Genomic DNA, 15686 nt, shown 5'->3' on the forward strand with positions numbered 1-15686 from the left:
TGCAACAGCATCATTGACGATTGAACGCGACATTCAGACCAAGAGCAACCAGAATGCCGCCGCCCAATCGCTGCGCGATGCGATTGGCAGAAGCCGAGCTCTTGAAATACACCGCCAGCCTGTCAGCCAGAACCACACATAGCATATCTGCGCTCGAAAAGACGATATTCACGATCGTCCCAAGAATGAGCAATTGCACCCACATAGCAAATCCTGCATTGGGATCGGTAAATTGCGGTAGAAATGTAAGATAGAAAATCGCAGTCTTGGGATTCAGAACCTCGACCGTGACACTTTCCCAAAATGCCCGTCGCGGGCTTTTCGGATCTATCTTCAGATCCGTACTTTCCAGAAGTGCGCTTGATGTAAACATCTTGTAGCCCAGCCAGATCAGATAGACCGCACCACCAAATTTCAGAGCCAGATAAAGAACCGGCACAGCCTTGAAAACCAAGGCCAGACCGAAAGCCGCCGCCAAAACATGGACATACCCACCAATATGGATGCCAAAAGCAGCAAACCAGCCAGCCCGTTGTCCACGCGCGATGGTCTGAGCCGTTGTATAGAGCGTAGCGGGGCCTGGCATATAGGCAAAGATGCAGGTTGCCAGAAAAAATGCGATCAAAAGGTCAGTGGATGGCATGAAGACAGCTCTCATCAACTCGGCATGGCGGGAACCAAAATCTACACCGCACCCAATGTGATAGCAATTTAATACCGCCAACAACAATCACAGTTCGATTATGATCGAAGCATTCATATCTTACTCTCTTGTATATCTTGAAAAACGGCACGTCGGGTACCCGATCTACAAGAGGAAGGTCCATATGCAATGACATCGCCAAATCCGAGAATGGAACTCGCATTGCTGGCACTATTGGCATTGCTTTGGGGGTCATCCTACTTGTTCATCAAAATGGCAGTCACCGAAATCCCGCCCATCACTCTGATCGCACTGCGGGTCTTCGGTGCTGCAGTCTTCCTTATCATCGTGATGAGAATCCGATCCGAAAAGCTACCCAGAGATAGCAAGACCTGGCGGATGTTGTTTCTACAGGCAATCTTCAACAGTATTGGGGCCTGGAGCGTGTTGGCATGGGGTCAACAATATGTGGACTCGGGTCTGGCGAGTGTTCTGAACTCCACATCGCCAATATTCGTCTTTCTGATCACGGCAACAATCACCCATCATGAGACTCTCGATGGGCGTAGCAAGCCAGGCTCATTCACTTGATGGGCAAGAGCGGTTCTCTGCCTTTGTCGGTCAAGATCCAGCAATCCCGCCCTTCAAACACGGCAGGCATCAGCGGATGACCATAGCCGCACCCGGTATCCAGCGCTATGCGATTGCCAAAATGCGTGGCCTCATCCACCGGAGTGTGGCCATGCACCACGAGAAACGGATGTTCGGTTCTATCATCAAGAAATCCATCCCGGATCCAGACAAGATCATCCTTATCCTGCTGCTCCAACGGCACACCGGCCCGAATGCCCGCATGAACGAACAGACAGTCCCCCTCTTGGTGAGAATAGTGCAAGCTATCCAGAAAATTCAGATGCTCCTGTGGCACCACAGCACGCGCCCGCTGGTGAATATTCTCGATCCGCTCTTTCTCGGCAATGGCCACGCCATAGGATTCCAGAGTTTCCACCCCACCGATGCGCTCATGAAACCAGTGATAACCCACCGGCAAATGCTTGTCGGTGCGCGGATAATCTTCCATGAACATGGAGAACATGCGGTCATGATTGCCCAACAGGCAAATCCAGTTACGCCCCTTGGCAAGGCCTTCCATCAGAAACTCGATAACCTCACGGCTCTGCGGTCCGCGATCGACATAATCGCCCAGAAAGACAATGCGGGCATCCCGTCCGCCATCCTGCTCTATTCTGTCAATGGCATCCTGCATCCGGTCCGGCGCACCATGAATGTCGCCGATGGCATAAAGTCTTTCAGTCAATTTTCAGGCCTCAAAGTTGGAAAAGGTGCAGGGCGGAAAGGAAAGGAAGAGCCTCACGGCAACAGCCCGCCAGCAACGGTCAGAATGGTGCCGGAGACAAATCCGGCTTTATCAGACGCCAGCCAGACAGCAGCCTCGGCTATGTCCGTGGGCTGAGCAATTCGCCCCAATGGCGTGGCAGCGGCAATCATCGCCGGGCGGTCCGGATTGCCTTCACGTTGATGCATATCGGTCTGTGTGGTGCCAACGCGAATGGCGCAGACCCGCACACCAACCAGTCCAAGCTCCTTGCCCGCACCAATGGTCATGGTCTCCACTGCGCCCTTGGAGGCAGCATAATGGATATATTCGCCCGGGCTTCCCACACTAGCCGCGACAGATGACATATTGACGACGCAGCCCCCTGCCCCACCTTCATCTGCGCGCATGCGCTTTGCCGCTTCCTGCAAGCAATAGATCGAGCCAAACAGATTGGCCTCGAAGGTGGCATAGAGCGTCTCTTTCTTCAGATCCGTGATGCTCGTGCTTCCACCAATGATGCCAGCATTATTGACCAGACAAGTGACTGGCCCCAAGGCTTCATCGCAAGTCACGAACATCGCTTTCACGGCATCCTGATCTGCCACATCGCCTTGCACGGCAATGGCACGAACGCCTTCCGCCTCACATTGAGCGACAGTCTGCTGCGCGCCTTTCAGATCAGACTTATAATTCACGCAGACATCATATCCATCTTTGGCAAAGGTAAGTGCAGTCGCCGCGCCAATGCCTTTGCTGGCCCCGGTGATCAGAGCAATCTTCTTTGCAGATAGGGTCATGGAAAATGCCTTCGCTCACATCATCATGAATTTGGGAGACCGATGACAGAGACGCTGTCATACTGGAATCGGTAGGAAGAGACCTCTTTTTGCAAAAAATTTGTCCAAATGTCCATCGGCTTCCTGCCCGTTCGTCATGTCTATGAAGGCAATCTCGCCTTTGAAGCGATAGAAAGAGGAAAATATGACGATCTGGACAATTCTCGCAAGCACCATAGCAGTCGTGGCCCTGGCCGCAGCAGGCACATTGTTGCTGCCAAAACAAATAAAGGTCGAGCGGCAGGCAACCATTTCTGCAACACCCTCAGCAATATTGACCCTTGCTGCATCCAATGAAGGATACCAGCGCTTCAATCCCTATCTGAGCGCAGATCCAAATCTGAAAATCTCTCACTTTGGCCCCTCATCCGGCATCGGCTCAGGTTTCACATTTGACGGCAAGGATGGAAAAGGCAGTCAAACGGTTGCAGAGCTCTCCTCCAATTCAGTGCGCTATGCCATTGATCTTGGCCCCATGGGCAAACCAGCCCAGACAATCGAAGTAAATCCGGTGACAGGTGGCTCCCTTGTGACATGGAGCATGGATATGGACCTTGGCTACAATCCAATCGCCCGCATCTTTGGCCTCTTCATGGATGGCATGGTGGGCAGGACATTCGAACAAGGCCTTGACAATCTGGCCACCGCTACTTGAGTTTGAGGCTTGAAATAAAGGAAGACTTTCATGCGTTATACATTTTTGCTCTATACCGACCCCGCTGACCTTGCCGACATGACCCAGCAAGATTGGGAGGCCGAAAAAGAGGTTTACGGCGCTTATATTGGTGCCCTGAATGCTGCCGGGGTTTTTGTCGACACCGACTGGCTGCAACCAGTGCAAACCGCCACGACACTTTCCCTGAAAGGTGGCACCATACAGGTTCAGGATGGCCCTTTTGCCGACACCAAGGAAACTCTGGGCGGTTATTTTGTCATCGACGTGCCCGACCTTGATGCGGCCATGGCCTGGGCTGAAAAATGCCCGGCCGCCAAAACCGGTAAGGTGGAAATTCGCGCCTCCGCAATGGGGACCATATGAGTAATCCATCCCGCGCAGCAGAAATAGCAGCGCGGGATTCCTATGGTCGGCTGCTGGCATTCCTGTCATCCCGCACCCATGACATCGCCATGGCCGAGGATGCTCTGGCGGATGCCTTTGCCAAAGCACTCAGCCATTGGCCGGAGCATGGCATTCCTCAAAACCCGGACGCCTGGCTCCTGACCGCAGCCCGCAACAAGCTGACTGACAATCAGCGCCACCAGACCCGCTTCCCAACCCAGAGCGAGATCCCGGAAGGATCGTCAGAACATGATGCAGACACGACCATTCCGGATGAGCGCCTCTCACTGCTGATGGTTTGCGCCCATCCATCCATAGCGCCTGACATACATGTACCCTTGATGTTGCAAACCGTGCTTGGGATGGAAGCCAAAACCATTGCTCACTTGTTTCTGGTCTCGCCAGCAGCATTGGCCAAGCGATTGGTGCGGGCAAAGACAAAAATTCGCGATGCAGGCATTCCGTTCAAGATCCCCGATGATGACAGCTTGCCCGATCGAAGTATGGCCATCTTCGAGGCCATCTACGCGCTGCATGCCCATGACTGGCTGGATCCAAAGGATGCCATGGGTGAAGAAGCCCTGTATTTGGCAGATCTGTTATGCCGCCTGATGCCAGGCAATGCCGAAGCCCTTGGGCTGGCAGCGCTGATCGCCCTGAGCCAATCCAGGGCAAATGCACGAATCATCGACAATCAGCTGATCCCAACCCACGAACAGGATCCGTCCCGTTGGAACAATCAGCTCATCCAATATGGCTCCAGACAATTGAGACGAGCCTATCAATTGGGCTCAATCGGACGCTTTCAGATAGAAGCGGCCATCGAAGCAGCCCATATCGCAAGAAAAGACACCGGCAAGACGGATTGGGCGGCGCTGAACAAGCTCTATTTCGCGCTTCAAAAAATCGCCCCGAGCGCCGGAGCTCTGGTCGCACAAGCCGCCATTACCGGACGATTGCACGGCCCAAAGCAAGGGCTGGATGCATTGGAACAAGTCGAACAGCAAGTCGGCTCTGCATTCCAGCCCCTATGGGCATCCCGCGCCGAGATGCATGCGCAATTGAATGAAAATGAAGCAGCCAGCCGCTGCTACCGAAAAGCCTTGTCACTGACCACAGACGGCCCAACCATCAAGCTCCTGAACAAGAAGCTTCTGGCTTTGGAGGCAAATTCCATCGCAAAATAAACCCCTGAAAATAGACGCATTTTTCAGATCAAAATATGCTTTGACGTCTTTAAGCGCTATCACTTTCATTGAGCAAGACTGATGCATCCTGGCTATTCATGTAAGAGCAGATCGCCTGCGCCAGACCTGATGCAGAGCCGGGAACAATATTGAAAAACATTGCCGGTTCAATCAGCTCCAGCTCTGTCAGAAGGAAGTCACCGTCAGACATCATGACGCCATCAACCCGCGCATAAAGTGGTAGGGTAGCAAGGTCAGATAGACAGGCAGTTGCTGCTCCAATGGCAGTGACAGGTGCATCCGCAGGGGTCACCGTCACGCCATATTGGCTATTGGCCCGCCAGTCTTCAGCGGATGGCATGCGCGTCACCGCATGAGAAAAGCCACCATTCAGGAAAATCATCGACAGCTCACCCTGTTTGATCTCAGGGACCCAATCTTGCAGGATATGTGGCCTGTCGATCTCCAGAACGTCCGGCAGCGGTCCCTCCAGCATGCGCACGCCATGGCCGCTTTGCCCAATGGCAGGCTTGATGACCGCCCGCGGCCAATCTTGCGCTTCCATGACAGGCAGCACCTGCTCGGTCTTGTCGATCAGAATGGTCTTTGGAACAGTAACGCCCCTTTGCTGCAAATCCAGCAAATAGGATTTCTCCATATTCCAGGCCATCAGCTTCGGACAATTGCCAAAACGCCCGCCAGCCTCGCTGACCTCATCCAACCAATCCCGAAAGACTTGCGGATATTTGGCATAATCCCAGATCGCCAATGGCAAGATCAGATCGGCATCCGCAAAGGCCTGAACCCCATCCTGCCAGGGCAAGACGGTCACGGAATACCCTTCCACCTCCAAGGCTTCCATCACCACCAGCAAACCTTCACCCGGCAAGGGCCAATCGTTGCAGGTGGCAATTGCGATGGAAAGCGGACTGGACGGACAGCCTTTCATGAAATACACCTGCAAATAAGAAGAACAAAGACATGCAAAATGCGGCTTCACGGTGATCGTGCCAATGGTTGCTATTACAGCTTAGACTCAGCGCAGCAAAGCGGCGAGGCTATCTTCTACAGGACAGCGGCAAGCACCATAAGCTACGATCAGTCAGCACCGCCAAAATAAACAAAACTCATCTTGTTGCCATCAAGATCACGGACATAAGCTCCGTAAAAATCAGGTCCATATTGCGGACGCGGCCCCGGTTCCCCCTCACTGGTGCCACCAGCAGAGAGTGCCGCTGCATAGGCCGCTTGCACTTCGGCCTCATTTTCACATAGCAAACCCACCATATTACCATTACCTGGCGTTGCTGCTTCCTTATTGAACGGAGGCGTCACCCAAATCCGCCCGCCTCCACGCAGGCCATAGCAAAAACCATTGGGCATGAATTCCATGACCACCGCTCCACCAACCAGAGGTAGGACAGCATCAAAATAGGCCCTTGCTTTTGTTACATCGTTGGAACCGATCATCACATAATTTAAAGACATTATACGCCTCGCCTGAATTCAGAACAAAATAGGAACATATCATCTCCCCAAGCATATAACAACCCCTGGAATACTCGGTCCGTTTATAGGCTTGCGCCCAATAAACTCTGCTTTCCTACGCTTCTTGATGAGCTAACGGAATTGATCAGAGCGGGAGATCTCCCAGAAGGCCTCCCTTTCCCACAAACACCACAGGTGCTGCGTGATGCCCAAGAAGTGAGGCAAAAAACTATTCTTCACCACCCAAGACTCATCGCAGTTCACCCTGCGTCAGGGTCATCTTTTTTATCACTTCCACCAATGTCATCTGTCTCATCAGACTGCCCCTTATCGGAAGCCCCACCCGAGCTCTCTGACGAATTCTCAGTGGTAAGCGTCTTGATGTCGTGAAACAGCTCAAAGATTTCCTTATCCAGCAACACGGCTATGACTTGTTGCGCATTCAAGGGAGCCGGATTGCTGCCCGAGACCCACGCTTCAACCTTGTCCTGATCGACGCCTAAGAGATGAGCAAGCTTTGGAACAGCCTGATCGGAGTGCCCATCCAGTTTTTCTCTCAAACTGGTTCCAGGAATTGCAATGGCATATCGACCATGATCCGTGTCGGTGGATGTACGGAACAAGCTTTCACCCGCAACCTGAATGCGTTTGAGTGCATTGGGGGCCATCAAACCGGAAACGACGCCCAAGAATGCCACGAAATAGGGGTTCAGACTATCTGTACCGTTCGGAGTTGCGCCAGCAGCCACAAGCACTCCTGCTTTGACCAGAATAAACACGGCAAAGGCTGCCAGGATGCCCAGAATTGGTCTGAAAATATAGTAGGACGGATGAGGATCCGGTTCACTATCGCTCAGAAAGCTTTGCGTCAAACTGATAAGACCGCCGAGCCCACCCATGATCAGAACAAGGAATAAGGTGACAAGAACTGGCTGTTTGGTCGAAAAATCGGGAAATAGACCACTATTCAATGAATGAAGCTTCATCGCCATGGCATAAGCCATCGTCACTTGTTCGCGACTGGGCTCATCATTCATCACACTTTTCAGCTTATCCTGCACCGCATCAAGTATGGATTGAGCACCACCCTTCTGACTAACCTCAATTACTTTTTGCAGATTATTGATCATCTCATTTCTAGTTTCCCTTTCATCATAGAGCGGGGAATAAACAGCCCGAAGCTGTTTCACTTTTTCTTCTATTTGCTCTGCAGTCAAAACATCTGTTGTATATTCTTTAGTATTCTCAAGTAGAAAGTCATATTTCAATGAAGGCCATACATAAGCCGTGTCATTTGCCTCCCGGACAGCCTTGAGCCCTTCATTACCAAGCGTTTGATCCATAAACCCGACATATTTTTCCATAGCAGTCTCAAATTTGGGGTCTTCCTCTATCCTTTCATCCATCAGTTTTTTGAGGTCATGCTGGTAAGTTGAGATATCAGCCCTTTCAGCCTGTGCTTCCAATTTCTCGGTATCCTGGACAATTTTCTCCAAAAGCCAAAAATAGACTGGAGCTTCTTTGGTTCCTAATGCCTGTAATTCTTGCTGAGTTTGATGGGTTGCCAGCAAGGAAGCGGAAAAATAAATCGCAGCAACATACAAAATGAATAGATAAGCCCCAGTAATGAACGGGTTTCTACTCGCCGAAAACCCTTCAAAAAAAGCCATAATATTAACCTCCGCCTCTTCAAAACATGAAGATGCTTTTCAAAAATTTGGTAATAAAACAAATTCCAGAATAAAGACTATGACAGGCAACCGAACCAGAGAACCATATCGGTTAAAGATTTCTGCTTTTTGGAAAGACAGGTCGATACGTCGCCGCAATTGGCTCACGGCAATATTGAACAAACCATTGAAAAAGAGCGGAAAAAGAAAATACAACCTTTAGCTTTATTTTTTGTGAATAACGTTGAAAAGTTGAATTTTCTTTCAACCTTCGAAGCCATTATCAAACACCTAACCTCCGCAAAGCCTCAATCCGCTCGACAAGTGCATTCCGTCGCTCGTCCAGATCGGCGCGGAGGCGGTCTATATGCTCCAGCTTTTCAGATAGGCGGTCGATGCCGTCTTCGCAGGGGCCCGCAGCGCCTTCGTCGCTTAGGCAATTACTCATGGCACGGACTTCGCGGGTGGAGAAGCCCGTGGCGATGAAGTCTCGGATGCGGCCAGCGCGGCGCAGATCAGCTTCGCTATAATGGCGATAGCCATTGTCTGAGCGGGAGACCTCCAGCAAGCCTTCTTTTTCATAATGGCGCAGCATGCGCTGGCTGATGCCCAAACGCTCGGCGGCTTCCTTGGCTTGCATGATATCTCCTCTTGATGCCAGTTTAGGCCGCCCTCTCCCCCTCCCAACCACCTGTCATGGTACCCTTATGGCGGTTGGGAGGGGGAGAGGGCTTGGCTGGGACCTCTTCTATAAGACATATATGGAAAGGCATCTTTGCCCGATCAAGGACGTTCTAAATCCGAAGTGACCAGCCGCCATCGACGGTGAGGATCTGGCCGGTCAGCCATTCATTCTCCGGGCTGCCAAGACCCAAGATCCAGGGCACGATATCGTCGGTCACACCACGTCGGCCCAGCGGGATTTCCGCCGCTTCCTGCGCTTCCACCTGTTGCGCCATCTCGGATGACAGCCCCATCATGCCGGTCAGAGCCCCACTTTTCACCGGCCCCGGCGCGATGGTATTGACACGAATGCCATCACCAGCCAGTTCCACAGCCCAGGATTGGGTCAGATGATCCAGCGCCGCTTTGGTGGCGGCATAATGGGCCAGCATGGGCGCAGCATTCCGCGCAACGGCCGTGCCGATATTGACGATGGCGCCTTTGCTCTCCTTCAAAGCCGCATGGCCTGCCTTGATCAGCAATGACGGCGCGGCAATATTGACCGTCGCCAGATTGGCCATGCTGTCCGCATCATAACCCGGCAATGGCATGACCTTACCCGCCCCTGAATTGTTGACGATCAGATCCAGCCGCCCCCAATGAGAGAGCGGCGCCTCAACGATACGCTCACCGCTGTCTGCATCTGCACTATCAATCTGCAATGCCTTGATGCCATCACTCTCGGTCGCGACCTCATCGAGCGTCTCAGCTGTGCGACCGGTGATCAGCACCTTTGCACCCTGCTCAGCCAATGCCAGTGCGGTTGCCTTGCCAATACCCGAACTGCCACCGGTGACAATCGCGACCCGATCCGTCCAAATGCTCTTCTGTGTCATATCCATCTCCTATGCATGAAGGCGTCAGACCTTCTTCAGCACAGGGATCTAGCAGATTGACACTAGTGTCAGGGTCAAGCCCTTTCAGAAGCCTGGTTGGGGATGAATGGCACCAAGAAGCGTTTGTCATGAACGAAACAAGGCACCTCTTTTGAGATAGGGGAAATTACGATAGTCTCGCCAAATAAAGCCTCTGCCTGCAGGAACTTGTCAATCATGGTGAATGGCGGTTGGAAATGGAATGTGCCTATGAAGATTTCGCCGGAACTGCAAAAAACTTTCCTGACCCTCGGTCGGGAAAAAACACTGTCCCCAAAGACCACCTTGCTTGCAGAAGGAGACATAAGCCGCCATGCCTATTTCATCCTATCAGGAAGCATTCGGCTTTGGCATAACAATGACGGCGCGGATACATCGGTAAAGTTCTTCCTGCCCGGCGAGTTATGTGCATCCCTTCAGAGCATGCATCTGGAAGAGCCAAGCAGATACGAACTGGAAGCAATCTCACCTTGCATCGTCCGCGCGATCACCAAGTCGGAACTTCATCAGAAAGCCACCGAAACACCGGGGTTGAATGACTATTTCAACTCGATCATGGTCCATTGTCTGGTCAATTATCAGGATCTTTTTGTAGATCGGATCGCAAAATCTCCTGAAGAGCGGTATCGGGCGCTGATCGAGGATGATCCGGAAATCCTCGAGGTCGTTCCCTTGCATTACATTGCCTCCTATCTCGGCATCACCCCGGTCTCACTCAGCAGAATTCGCAAAAAAGTGCGCTCGGCTAAACAAATGTAAAGGCGGCAGCTCGCTCCTCCATATAGGCTGAAACGAATAAGGATGCGGCGTTTTCTTCGAGCGCTGCATTTTTCTTTGTGGCTGCCATTTGTGCAGCTCGTCAATCAACAATGCGCCTGCGCGCTGCTGCAAGGGAACAGAGATAATGGCATCAAGAATATTGGTCGGGCGTTTGCTGATGGCATTCGGCATCATCGCGGGCTTCGTGAGCTTTTGGTACACATTGGAATACACCTGGACACCAGAATTTCAGGCGACAAATCTTCCAGAAGGTCCCACCCATTCAAACTATCACGCCTTTCGCGAAGCCATGCTTGCCTTTGCAGTCAATCTGCTATTGATCTGGGTCGCAATCAAAGGGACCAATATCACGCGCGAGACCTGGCTCATCACGACTTTCATGGCCATATTCTATTATCTTGGATGGTGGGCAGCCTGGCCGATCTGGGGCTATCACGCACCCAATATGATTGCAGAGACCAATCACCTGATCGGCACGATTGGGGGCATGGGAGGCCTGCTGCTATTGCGTTGGCGCGAAAGCACCTGAGGAACAGGACCCGATAGAGCGATCCATTTGGACATTCGCTCCAGTATAAGCAAATGGAAATCAAAAAGAGCAAGGAAGTCAGAGATGAGCCAAGGCATTGCATTGTCCTGCAAAGACCCGGCAGCCAGCAAACTGACTGTCGTCGAATTTGCACGGACGCCACCAAAGCCAGACGAGGTGGAAGTCTGTGTCAAGGCCGCATCCGTCAATCCGATTGATGTGCATCGGGCATCGGGGTACGGACGCAAATTATTGTCACTGCTGGGTGCGGGTAAATTCCCCATGGTGCTGGGAAATGATTTTGCCGGAACCATCTCTGCAGTCGGCAACAATATCAATTCCTTCAAGATCGGAGATCGGGTCTTCGGCGCAAGAAAACCCTCGCGCAACGGGACCCATGCAAGCCATATAACCTTGAAGGCTGATCCGGCAACGATTACGAAGGTACCAGATGGCCATGCGCTGAAATCCATCGCAGCCCTGCCCTATTGTTTCACAACCATGTGGCTGGCTGTGCGCGAAGCCGGTCTTACCAAACGCAACGCCAAGGATAAAAAGATCCTTGTTCACGGTGCAGCCGGCGGCCTTGGGTCACTGGCACTCCAGATGCTGTCCGATTGGGGGGGCGATGTGACAGCCATTGCATATCCAGCAGCCCATGAAACATGCCTTAGCCTTGGGGCAACGCACACAATTGATCTGACATCGACGCCATTTTCCGAGCTTAACCGATCATTTGATGCCACCTTGAATTTTGCAACCTGGGACCATGATCTTCAGCTTCTTGGATGTTTGAAGAAAGGTGCCATGGGACACGCAACCACAGTACATCCCATGGTGCGAACGTTCGACGAAAACGGGTTGATTGGTGGAGCAGCCAAAACATTATGGCGCAAACGGAGCCACCAAAATGCATTACCATCAGGCGTCGACAAATACAGCTGGACAATCTTCCAGCCAAATCGATATACCCTCACCGAACTCACCCGCCTTTTGAAGCTGGATCGGGCAAAGCTGGAGATTGGTCTTGAAGTCCCCTTGCAGGATGGAGAAAAAGCCTTCGATCATATCAGAAAGGGGCAAGCCGGGCGGGCAATCATAGTGCCCTGATGGTCAGACGGCTGCTCTTACTACATCGGCACTGGCTACCAGTAAGCCAGTGCCTGCTGCCTCACCAAACACAAGTTATGACGGAAATTTTCAAAAACGCCATGCCTCAATTCTATGTTTGAAATCCACAGTCCCTCTTGGCACCCCACCTCACTATGCTATCAATAGCAAAGCCATGATATCGTCATGCCCCGCCCTGTGATCCTTGCTGGATCGACCTCACCTTGAAGGACCGTCCATGACCTATAAGTCAGCCCAAAGCCTTGGCGTGCGTAGCAATCTTCTTGTCGCGCAAGGCGTGAGCATCACCGAGCAGCAGGAGGACCGCATCATCCTGCGCATGCCGGATGAGCCCTATAATTGGGGTGGCAACATGCTCTATTTCAAAGGCGATGAGATCAGGGCTGAGGAGCATGTCGCCCGCTTCAAGCAAGACTTCCCGACCATGGCCCATATTGCCCTGTCATGGGATGTGAGCGACATGACAATCGGGCCAGACCATAAGGGCCTGAGCGATCTTGGCTTCGAGCTGGAACAATTGGACATTCTCACCCTCACCGGCTCGCTGAACCGATCCGAGGCACCGAAAGGCATCATCATTCGCCCGGTGACAAGCGAAACCGATTGGGAACAAGTCATCCAATTGCAGCTCGATGTCGGCGAGGAGCAAGGCTATGAACGCTCATCCTTTGAGCATTTCATCCGTGGGCGTTTTCTGGCACGACGAAAACAGATCCAGGATGGCTGGGCCATCTGGCTTGGGGCCTTTGACGGTGATCTGCTGGTTGCAGATCTTGGCATCTATGCCGATAAAGTGGTCGCCAGATTTCAGGATGTCGAAACCCGTAAAAGCCACCGCAAGAAAGGCATCTGCGCAGCATTGGTCACGGCTGGCATCGACTGGGCCAAATCAAAAGCACCAGACACCATCCCCGTTCTGCAGGCCCTCAGCGATGGCCCCGCTGGCCGCGTCTATCGCCGTTGCGGATTTGCGCATCAGGAAACCCAGGTCCTCGCCATCCTGCCACCGCAAGGCATGTATGAGCGCCCCGAGGAGTGAGCAAAGCACCCCTCACCTCTGGACCCCTAATGCTCCGCTCAGATGATCCACCAGCAGGCGCACTTTGGGCGAGAGGTTACGATTGTGCGGATAGAGGGCCCAGATGCCCTCATCCGGGGCGCGGTAGGCGTCGAGCATGGAGACCAGCTGCCCGGTGGCCAAGGCTTCCTGCACATAATAGTCGGGCAATTGGATGATACCGATGCCCTTGATGGCGGCATCCACGAGCGACGAGCCGCTATTGCAGCGTAAATTCCCGCTCACCCGGATATGACGCAGCTTACCCCTTTCCTGAAATTTCCAGAAATCCAGCGTGCCCAGCAGACAATTATGTTTGTCCAAATCTGACAGACTATTGGGCCTACCATGCTCCGCCAGATAATCGGGCGAGGCACAGACATGGTGAGAGCGAGACGCCAGCCGCCGTGCCATCATGGTGCTGTCTTCCAACTGGCCCAATCGAATGGCAAGGTCATAGCTCTCGGCTACCAGATCCAGAATGCGATTGGTCAGGGTCAGATTGACCTCCAGCTCGGGATAGCAGGCGACAAAGTCATTGATCAGCGGCGCGATGCGGTTCTCGCCAAAGGTCACCGGCGCGGTGAGATTGAGCTTGCCCTTCGGGCTCTGCTCCAGATCCAGCACCGCCCGTTCGGCTTCCATCAGACCATCCAGCACCTGCCGACAATGATTGTAATAGACCTGCCCGCTTTCGGTGATCGTGACCTTGCGCGTGGTGCGATAAAAGAGCTTGACCGACAGCCGTACTTCCAGCGCCCCGATCTGGCGACTGACCTGCGCGGTGGAAATGCCAAGCCGCTCACCGGCTGCGGTAAAGCTACCGCTTTCTGCCACGGCAACGAACTCTGACACCCCTTCCCAATTGGACATGGACAGGCCCCTCTCACTCTTCCTGTGCAAGTTACATTTTTACCAAATGGTAACAGTGATTTACATGATCATCAATTATCTTTCATCAGGAATAGTTTACATCTATTAGGATCGACCAAATTTGCGTAAATTTTGGACCCTGATTTAAAAGTCCTGCGCCAAGCCCTCTCTCCCACCCAAACCACCCGTCATGGTACCCACTTGGTACATTCGGGGGCGGCCGGGAGGGCAGAGAGCTGGCGATGCAGCCTACAGCACGTTCCCGAAAAGTTGCAGACTTTTCGGATAAGAACTCGCTCTCAATAGTCTCAATCAGAGACTTTTAAGTCGGGCATTTAGCAAGAGCAAAGCGAACCTGATGACCGACATGATCAAATCCAGGGCAGCCATCGCATGGGCTGCCGGCAAGCCTCTCTCCATTGAAGAGATCGACGTGATGCCACCCCAAAAAGGCGAAGTGCGCATCCGCATCATTGCCACCGGAGTCTGCCACACCGATGCTTTCACTTTGTCTGGCGATGACCCGGAAGGCATTTTCCCAGCCGTTCTAGGCCATGAGGGAGGCGGTATTGTGGAATCCATCGGTGAAGGCGTGACCAGCGTTGCCGTTGGCGATCATGTTATCCCGCTCTACACACCGGAATGCGGCGAATGCAAATTCTGCAAATCCGGAAAAACCAATCTCTGCCAGAAAATCCGCGAAACCCAGGGCAAGGGCCTTATGCCGGACGGCACCACCCGCTTCTTCAAGGATGGTGAGCCGATCTATCATTATATGGGCTGCTCGACCTTCTCCGAATATACCGTGCTGCCGGAAATTTCCCTGGCCAAGGTGAACCCGGAAGCCCCGCTGGAAGAAGTCTGCCTGCTCGGCTGTGGCGTCACCACCGGCATGGGTGCGGTGATGAACACCGCCAAGGTGGAAGAAGGCGACACTGTCGCCATTTTCGGCATTGGCGGCATTGGCCTCTCCGCCATCATTGGTGCAACCATGGCCAAGGCCAGCCGCATCATCGCCATCGACATCAATGAGAGCAAATTTGATCTGGCCCGCCAGCTCGGCGCCACCGATTGCATCAATCCAAAAGACCATGACAAGCCCATTCAGGAAGTCATTGTCGAGCTGACCGATGGCGGTGTCGACTATTCGTTCGAATGTATCGGCAATGTCGATGTCATGCGCTCGGCGCTGGAATGCTGCCACAAGGGCTGGGGCGAGTCCGTCATCATCGGCGTTGCCGGTGCAGGACAGGAAATCGCCACCCGTCCTTTCCAGCTGGTCACCGGCCGTGTGTGGCGCGGTTCCGCCTTTGGTGGCGTCAAGGGTCGTTCCGAGCTGCCCGATTATGTCGAGCGCTATCTGCAGGGCGAGTTCAAGCTCAATGATTTCATCACTCATACCATGGGGCTGGATGGCATCAATGACGCCTTCGATCTGATGCATGAAGGCAAGAGCATCCGCTCTGTCATTCATTATAATCAATAATTACGGGCA

At 52.9% G+C, this 15686-nt stretch carries 18 protein-coding genes; 9 read left to right on the plus strand and 9 right to left on the minus strand.

The window, feature by feature from the left end; translation table 11 throughout:
• Window positions 1-10 precede the first annotated feature (10 nt).
• Window positions 11-643 (minus strand): LysE family translocator, encoded by a 633-nt coding sequence (locus CRO57_RS13200; RefSeq protein ID WP_097153900.1) that lies wholly within the window; start codon window positions 641-643, stop codon window positions 11-13.
• A 189-nt stretch (window positions 644-832) separates the two neighbouring features.
• Here CRO57_RS13200 and CRO57_RS13205 point away from each other — a divergent pair, with 189 nt between their 5' ends.
• The gene (locus tag CRO57_RS13205; protein WP_097153901.1) at window positions 833-1234 is read left to right on the plus strand and encodes a DMT family transporter; all 402 of its coding nucleotides are present in this window, start codon (window positions 833-835) and stop codon (window positions 1232-1234) included.
• On the opposite strand, the gene CRO57_RS13210 is transcribed toward CRO57_RS13205, so the two are convergent.
• Both CRO57_RS13210 and CRO57_RS13215 read right to left on the minus strand, forming a co-directional pair.
• Complete coding sequence (locus CRO57_RS13210; RefSeq protein ID WP_097153902.1) at window positions 1227-1961, minus strand: metallophosphoesterase; 735 nt, start codon at window positions 1959-1961, stop codon at window positions 1227-1229. The genes CRO57_RS13205 and CRO57_RS13210 overlap by 8 nt on opposite strands.
• A gap of 53 nt (window positions 1962-2014) precedes the next feature.
• On the minus strand, window positions 2015-2779 hold the full coding sequence (locus CRO57_RS13215; RefSeq protein WP_097153903.1) for an SDR family oxidoreductase: 765 nt from the start codon (window positions 2777-2779) through the stop codon (window positions 2015-2017).
• Window positions 2780-2963: 184 nt separating this feature from the next.
• Here CRO57_RS13215 and CRO57_RS13220 point away from each other — a divergent pair, with 184 nt between their 5' ends.
• The 3 genes from CRO57_RS13220 to CRO57_RS13230 are packed head-to-tail and all read left to right on the plus strand — an operon-like array spanning window position 2964 to window position 5065.
• The gene (locus CRO57_RS13220; RefSeq protein WP_097153904.1) at window positions 2964-3473 is read left to right on the plus strand and encodes an SRPBCC family protein; all 510 of its coding nucleotides are present in this window, start codon (window positions 2964-2966) and stop codon (window positions 3471-3473) included.
• Window positions 3474-3503: 30 nt separating this feature from the next.
• Window positions 3504-3857: a YciI family protein gene (locus CRO57_RS13225; protein ID WP_097153905.1), complete on the plus strand. Its 354-nt coding sequence runs from the start codon at window positions 3504-3506 to the stop codon at window positions 3855-3857.
• Window positions 3854-5065 carry an RNA polymerase sigma factor gene (locus CRO57_RS13230; RefSeq protein WP_097153906.1) on the plus strand — a complete coding sequence of 404 codons (1212 nt, stop codon included), beginning with the start codon at window positions 3854-3856 and terminating at the stop codon, window positions 5063-5065. Before CRO57_RS13225 ends, CRO57_RS13230 begins: the two co-directional genes overlap by 4 nt.
• 49 nt (window positions 5066-5114) lie before the next feature.
• On the opposite strand, the gene CRO57_RS13235 is transcribed toward CRO57_RS13230, so the two are convergent.
• The 5 genes from CRO57_RS13235 to CRO57_RS13255 all read right to left on the minus strand — a co-directional run bounded on the left by CRO57_RS13235 (window position 5115) and on the right by CRO57_RS13255 (window position 9782).
• Complete coding sequence (locus tag CRO57_RS13235; protein ID WP_097153907.1) at window positions 5115-6014, minus strand: ATP-grasp domain-containing protein; 900 nt, start codon at window positions 6012-6014, stop codon at window positions 5115-5117.
• A 149-nt stretch (window positions 6015-6163) separates the two neighbouring features.
• Window positions 6164-6553 carry a VOC family protein gene (locus CRO57_RS13240; protein WP_097153908.1) on the minus strand — a complete coding sequence of 130 codons (390 nt, stop codon included), beginning with the start codon at window positions 6551-6553 and terminating at the stop codon, window positions 6164-6166.
• Between the two features lie 260 nt (window positions 6554-6813).
• Window positions 6814-8223, minus strand: a complete 1410-nt coding sequence (locus CRO57_RS13245; RefSeq protein ID WP_097153909.1) for a hypothetical protein — start codon at window positions 8221-8223, stop codon at window positions 6814-6816.
• Between the two features lie 283 nt (window positions 8224-8506).
• Window positions 8507-8863, minus strand: coding sequence for a MerR family transcriptional regulator (locus CRO57_RS13250; RefSeq protein WP_097153910.1), 357 nt, complete (start codon window positions 8861-8863; stop codon window positions 8507-8509).
• 154 nt (window positions 8864-9017) lie between these two features.
• Window positions 9018-9782: an SDR family NAD(P)-dependent oxidoreductase gene (locus CRO57_RS13255; protein ID WP_097153911.1), complete on the minus strand. Its 765-nt coding sequence runs from the start codon at window positions 9780-9782 to the stop codon at window positions 9018-9020.
• 216 nt (window positions 9783-9998) lie between these two features.
• On the opposite strand from CRO57_RS13255, the gene CRO57_RS13260 reads away from it, so the two are divergent.
• The 4 genes from CRO57_RS13260 (at window position 9999) to CRO57_RS13275 (ending at window position 13300) form a co-directional block, all read left to right on the plus strand.
• Entirely contained in the window at window positions 9999-10580 is a 582-nt protein-coding gene (locus CRO57_RS13260) for a Crp/Fnr family transcriptional regulator (protein ID WP_097153912.1), read from the plus strand.
• A gap of 145 nt (window positions 10581-10725) precedes the next feature.
• Window positions 10726-11130 carry a hypothetical protein gene (locus CRO57_RS13265; RefSeq protein ID WP_097153913.1) on the plus strand — a complete coding sequence of 135 codons (405 nt, stop codon included), beginning with the start codon at window positions 10726-10728 and terminating at the stop codon, window positions 11128-11130.
• Between the two features lie 84 nt (window positions 11131-11214).
• The gene (locus CRO57_RS13270) at window positions 11215-12240 is read left to right on the plus strand and encodes an alcohol dehydrogenase catalytic domain-containing protein (RefSeq protein ID WP_097153914.1); all 1026 of its coding nucleotides are present in this window, start codon (window positions 11215-11217) and stop codon (window positions 12238-12240) included.
• A 238-nt stretch (window positions 12241-12478) separates the two neighbouring features.
• On the plus strand, window positions 12479-13300 hold the full coding sequence (locus CRO57_RS13275; protein ID WP_170956092.1) for a GNAT family N-acetyltransferase: 822 nt from the start codon (window positions 12479-12481) through the stop codon (window positions 13298-13300).
• 12 nt (window positions 13301-13312) lie between these two features.
• Here the strand turns inward: CRO57_RS13275 and CRO57_RS13280 are convergent, their stop codons facing one another.
• On the minus strand, window positions 13313-14191 hold the full coding sequence (locus CRO57_RS13280) for a LysR family transcriptional regulator (RefSeq protein ID WP_097153915.1): 879 nt from the start codon (window positions 14189-14191) through the stop codon (window positions 13313-13315).
• 370 nt (window positions 14192-14561) lie between these two features.
• Here CRO57_RS13280 and CRO57_RS13285 point away from each other — a divergent pair, with 370 nt between their 5' ends.
• Complete coding sequence (locus CRO57_RS13285; RefSeq protein ID WP_170956106.1) at window positions 14562-15677, plus strand: S-(hydroxymethyl)glutathione dehydrogenase/class III alcohol dehydrogenase; 1116 nt, start codon at window positions 14562-14564, stop codon at window positions 15675-15677.
• The last annotated feature ends 9 nt before the right edge of the window (window positions 15678-15686 follow it).

Origin of the sequence: Cohaesibacter gelatinilyticus (assembly GCF_900215605.1) — a bacterium.
GTDB classification, from domain to species: domain Bacteria; phylum Pseudomonadota; class Alphaproteobacteria; order Rhizobiales; family Cohaesibacteraceae; genus Cohaesibacter; species Cohaesibacter gelatinilyticus.

What these genes read in the sequence shown, in the direction of transcription:
- CRO57_RS13200 (WP_097153900.1), bottom strand. Translation starts at nt 643, where the DNA reads ATGCCATCCACTGACCTTTTGATCGCATTTTTTCTGGCAACCTGCATC.
- CRO57_RS13205 (WP_097153901.1), top strand. Translation starts at nt 833, where the DNA reads ATGACATCGCCAAATCCGAGAATGGAACTCGCATTGCTGGCACTATTG.
- CRO57_RS13215 (WP_097153903.1), bottom strand. Translation starts at nt 2,779, where the DNA reads ATGACCCTATCTGCAAAGAAGATTGCTCTGATCACCGGGGCCAGCAAA.
- CRO57_RS13220 (WP_097153904.1), top strand. Translation starts at nt 2,964, where the DNA reads ATGACGATCTGGACAATTCTCGCAAGCACCATAGCAGTCGTGGCCCTG.
- CRO57_RS13225 (WP_097153905.1), top strand. Translation starts at nt 3,504, where the DNA reads ATGCGTTATACATTTTTGCTCTATACCGACCCCGCTGACCTTGCCGAC.
- CRO57_RS13230 (WP_097153906.1), top strand. Translation starts at nt 3,854, where the DNA reads ATGAGTAATCCATCCCGCGCAGCAGAAATAGCAGCGCGGGATTCCTAT.
- CRO57_RS13235 (WP_097153907.1), bottom strand. Translation starts at nt 6,014, where the DNA reads ATGAAAGGCTGTCCGTCCAGTCCGCTTTCCATCGCAATTGCCACCTGC.
- CRO57_RS13240 (WP_097153908.1), bottom strand. Translation starts at nt 6,553, where the DNA reads ATGTCTTTAAATTATGTGATGATCGGTTCCAACGATGTAACAAAAGCA.
- CRO57_RS13245 (WP_097153909.1), bottom strand. Translation starts at nt 8,223, where the DNA reads ATGGCTTTTTTTGAAGGGTTTTCGGCGAGTAGAAACCCGTTCATTACT.
- CRO57_RS13250 (WP_097153910.1), bottom strand. Translation starts at nt 8,863, where the DNA reads ATGCAAGCCAAGGAAGCCGCCGAGCGTTTGGGCATCAGCCAGCGCATG.
- CRO57_RS13255 (WP_097153911.1), bottom strand. Translation starts at nt 9,782, where the DNA reads ATGACACAGAAGAGCATTTGGACGGATCGGGTCGCGATTGTCACCGGT.
- CRO57_RS13260 (WP_097153912.1), top strand. Translation starts at nt 9,999, where the DNA reads ATGGTGAATGGCGGTTGGAAATGGAATGTGCCTATGAAGATTTCGCCG.
- CRO57_RS13265 (WP_097153913.1), top strand. Translation starts at nt 10,726, where the DNA reads ATGGCATCAAGAATATTGGTCGGGCGTTTGCTGATGGCATTCGGCATC.
- CRO57_RS13270 (WP_097153914.1), top strand. Translation starts at nt 11,215, where the DNA reads ATGAGCCAAGGCATTGCATTGTCCTGCAAAGACCCGGCAGCCAGCAAA.
- CRO57_RS13275 (WP_170956092.1), top strand. Translation starts at nt 12,479, where the DNA reads ATGACCTATAAGTCAGCCCAAAGCCTTGGCGTGCGTAGCAATCTTCTT.
- CRO57_RS13280 (WP_097153915.1), bottom strand. Translation starts at nt 14,191, where the DNA reads ATGTCCAATTGGGAAGGGGTGTCAGAGTTCGTTGCCGTGGCAGAAAGC.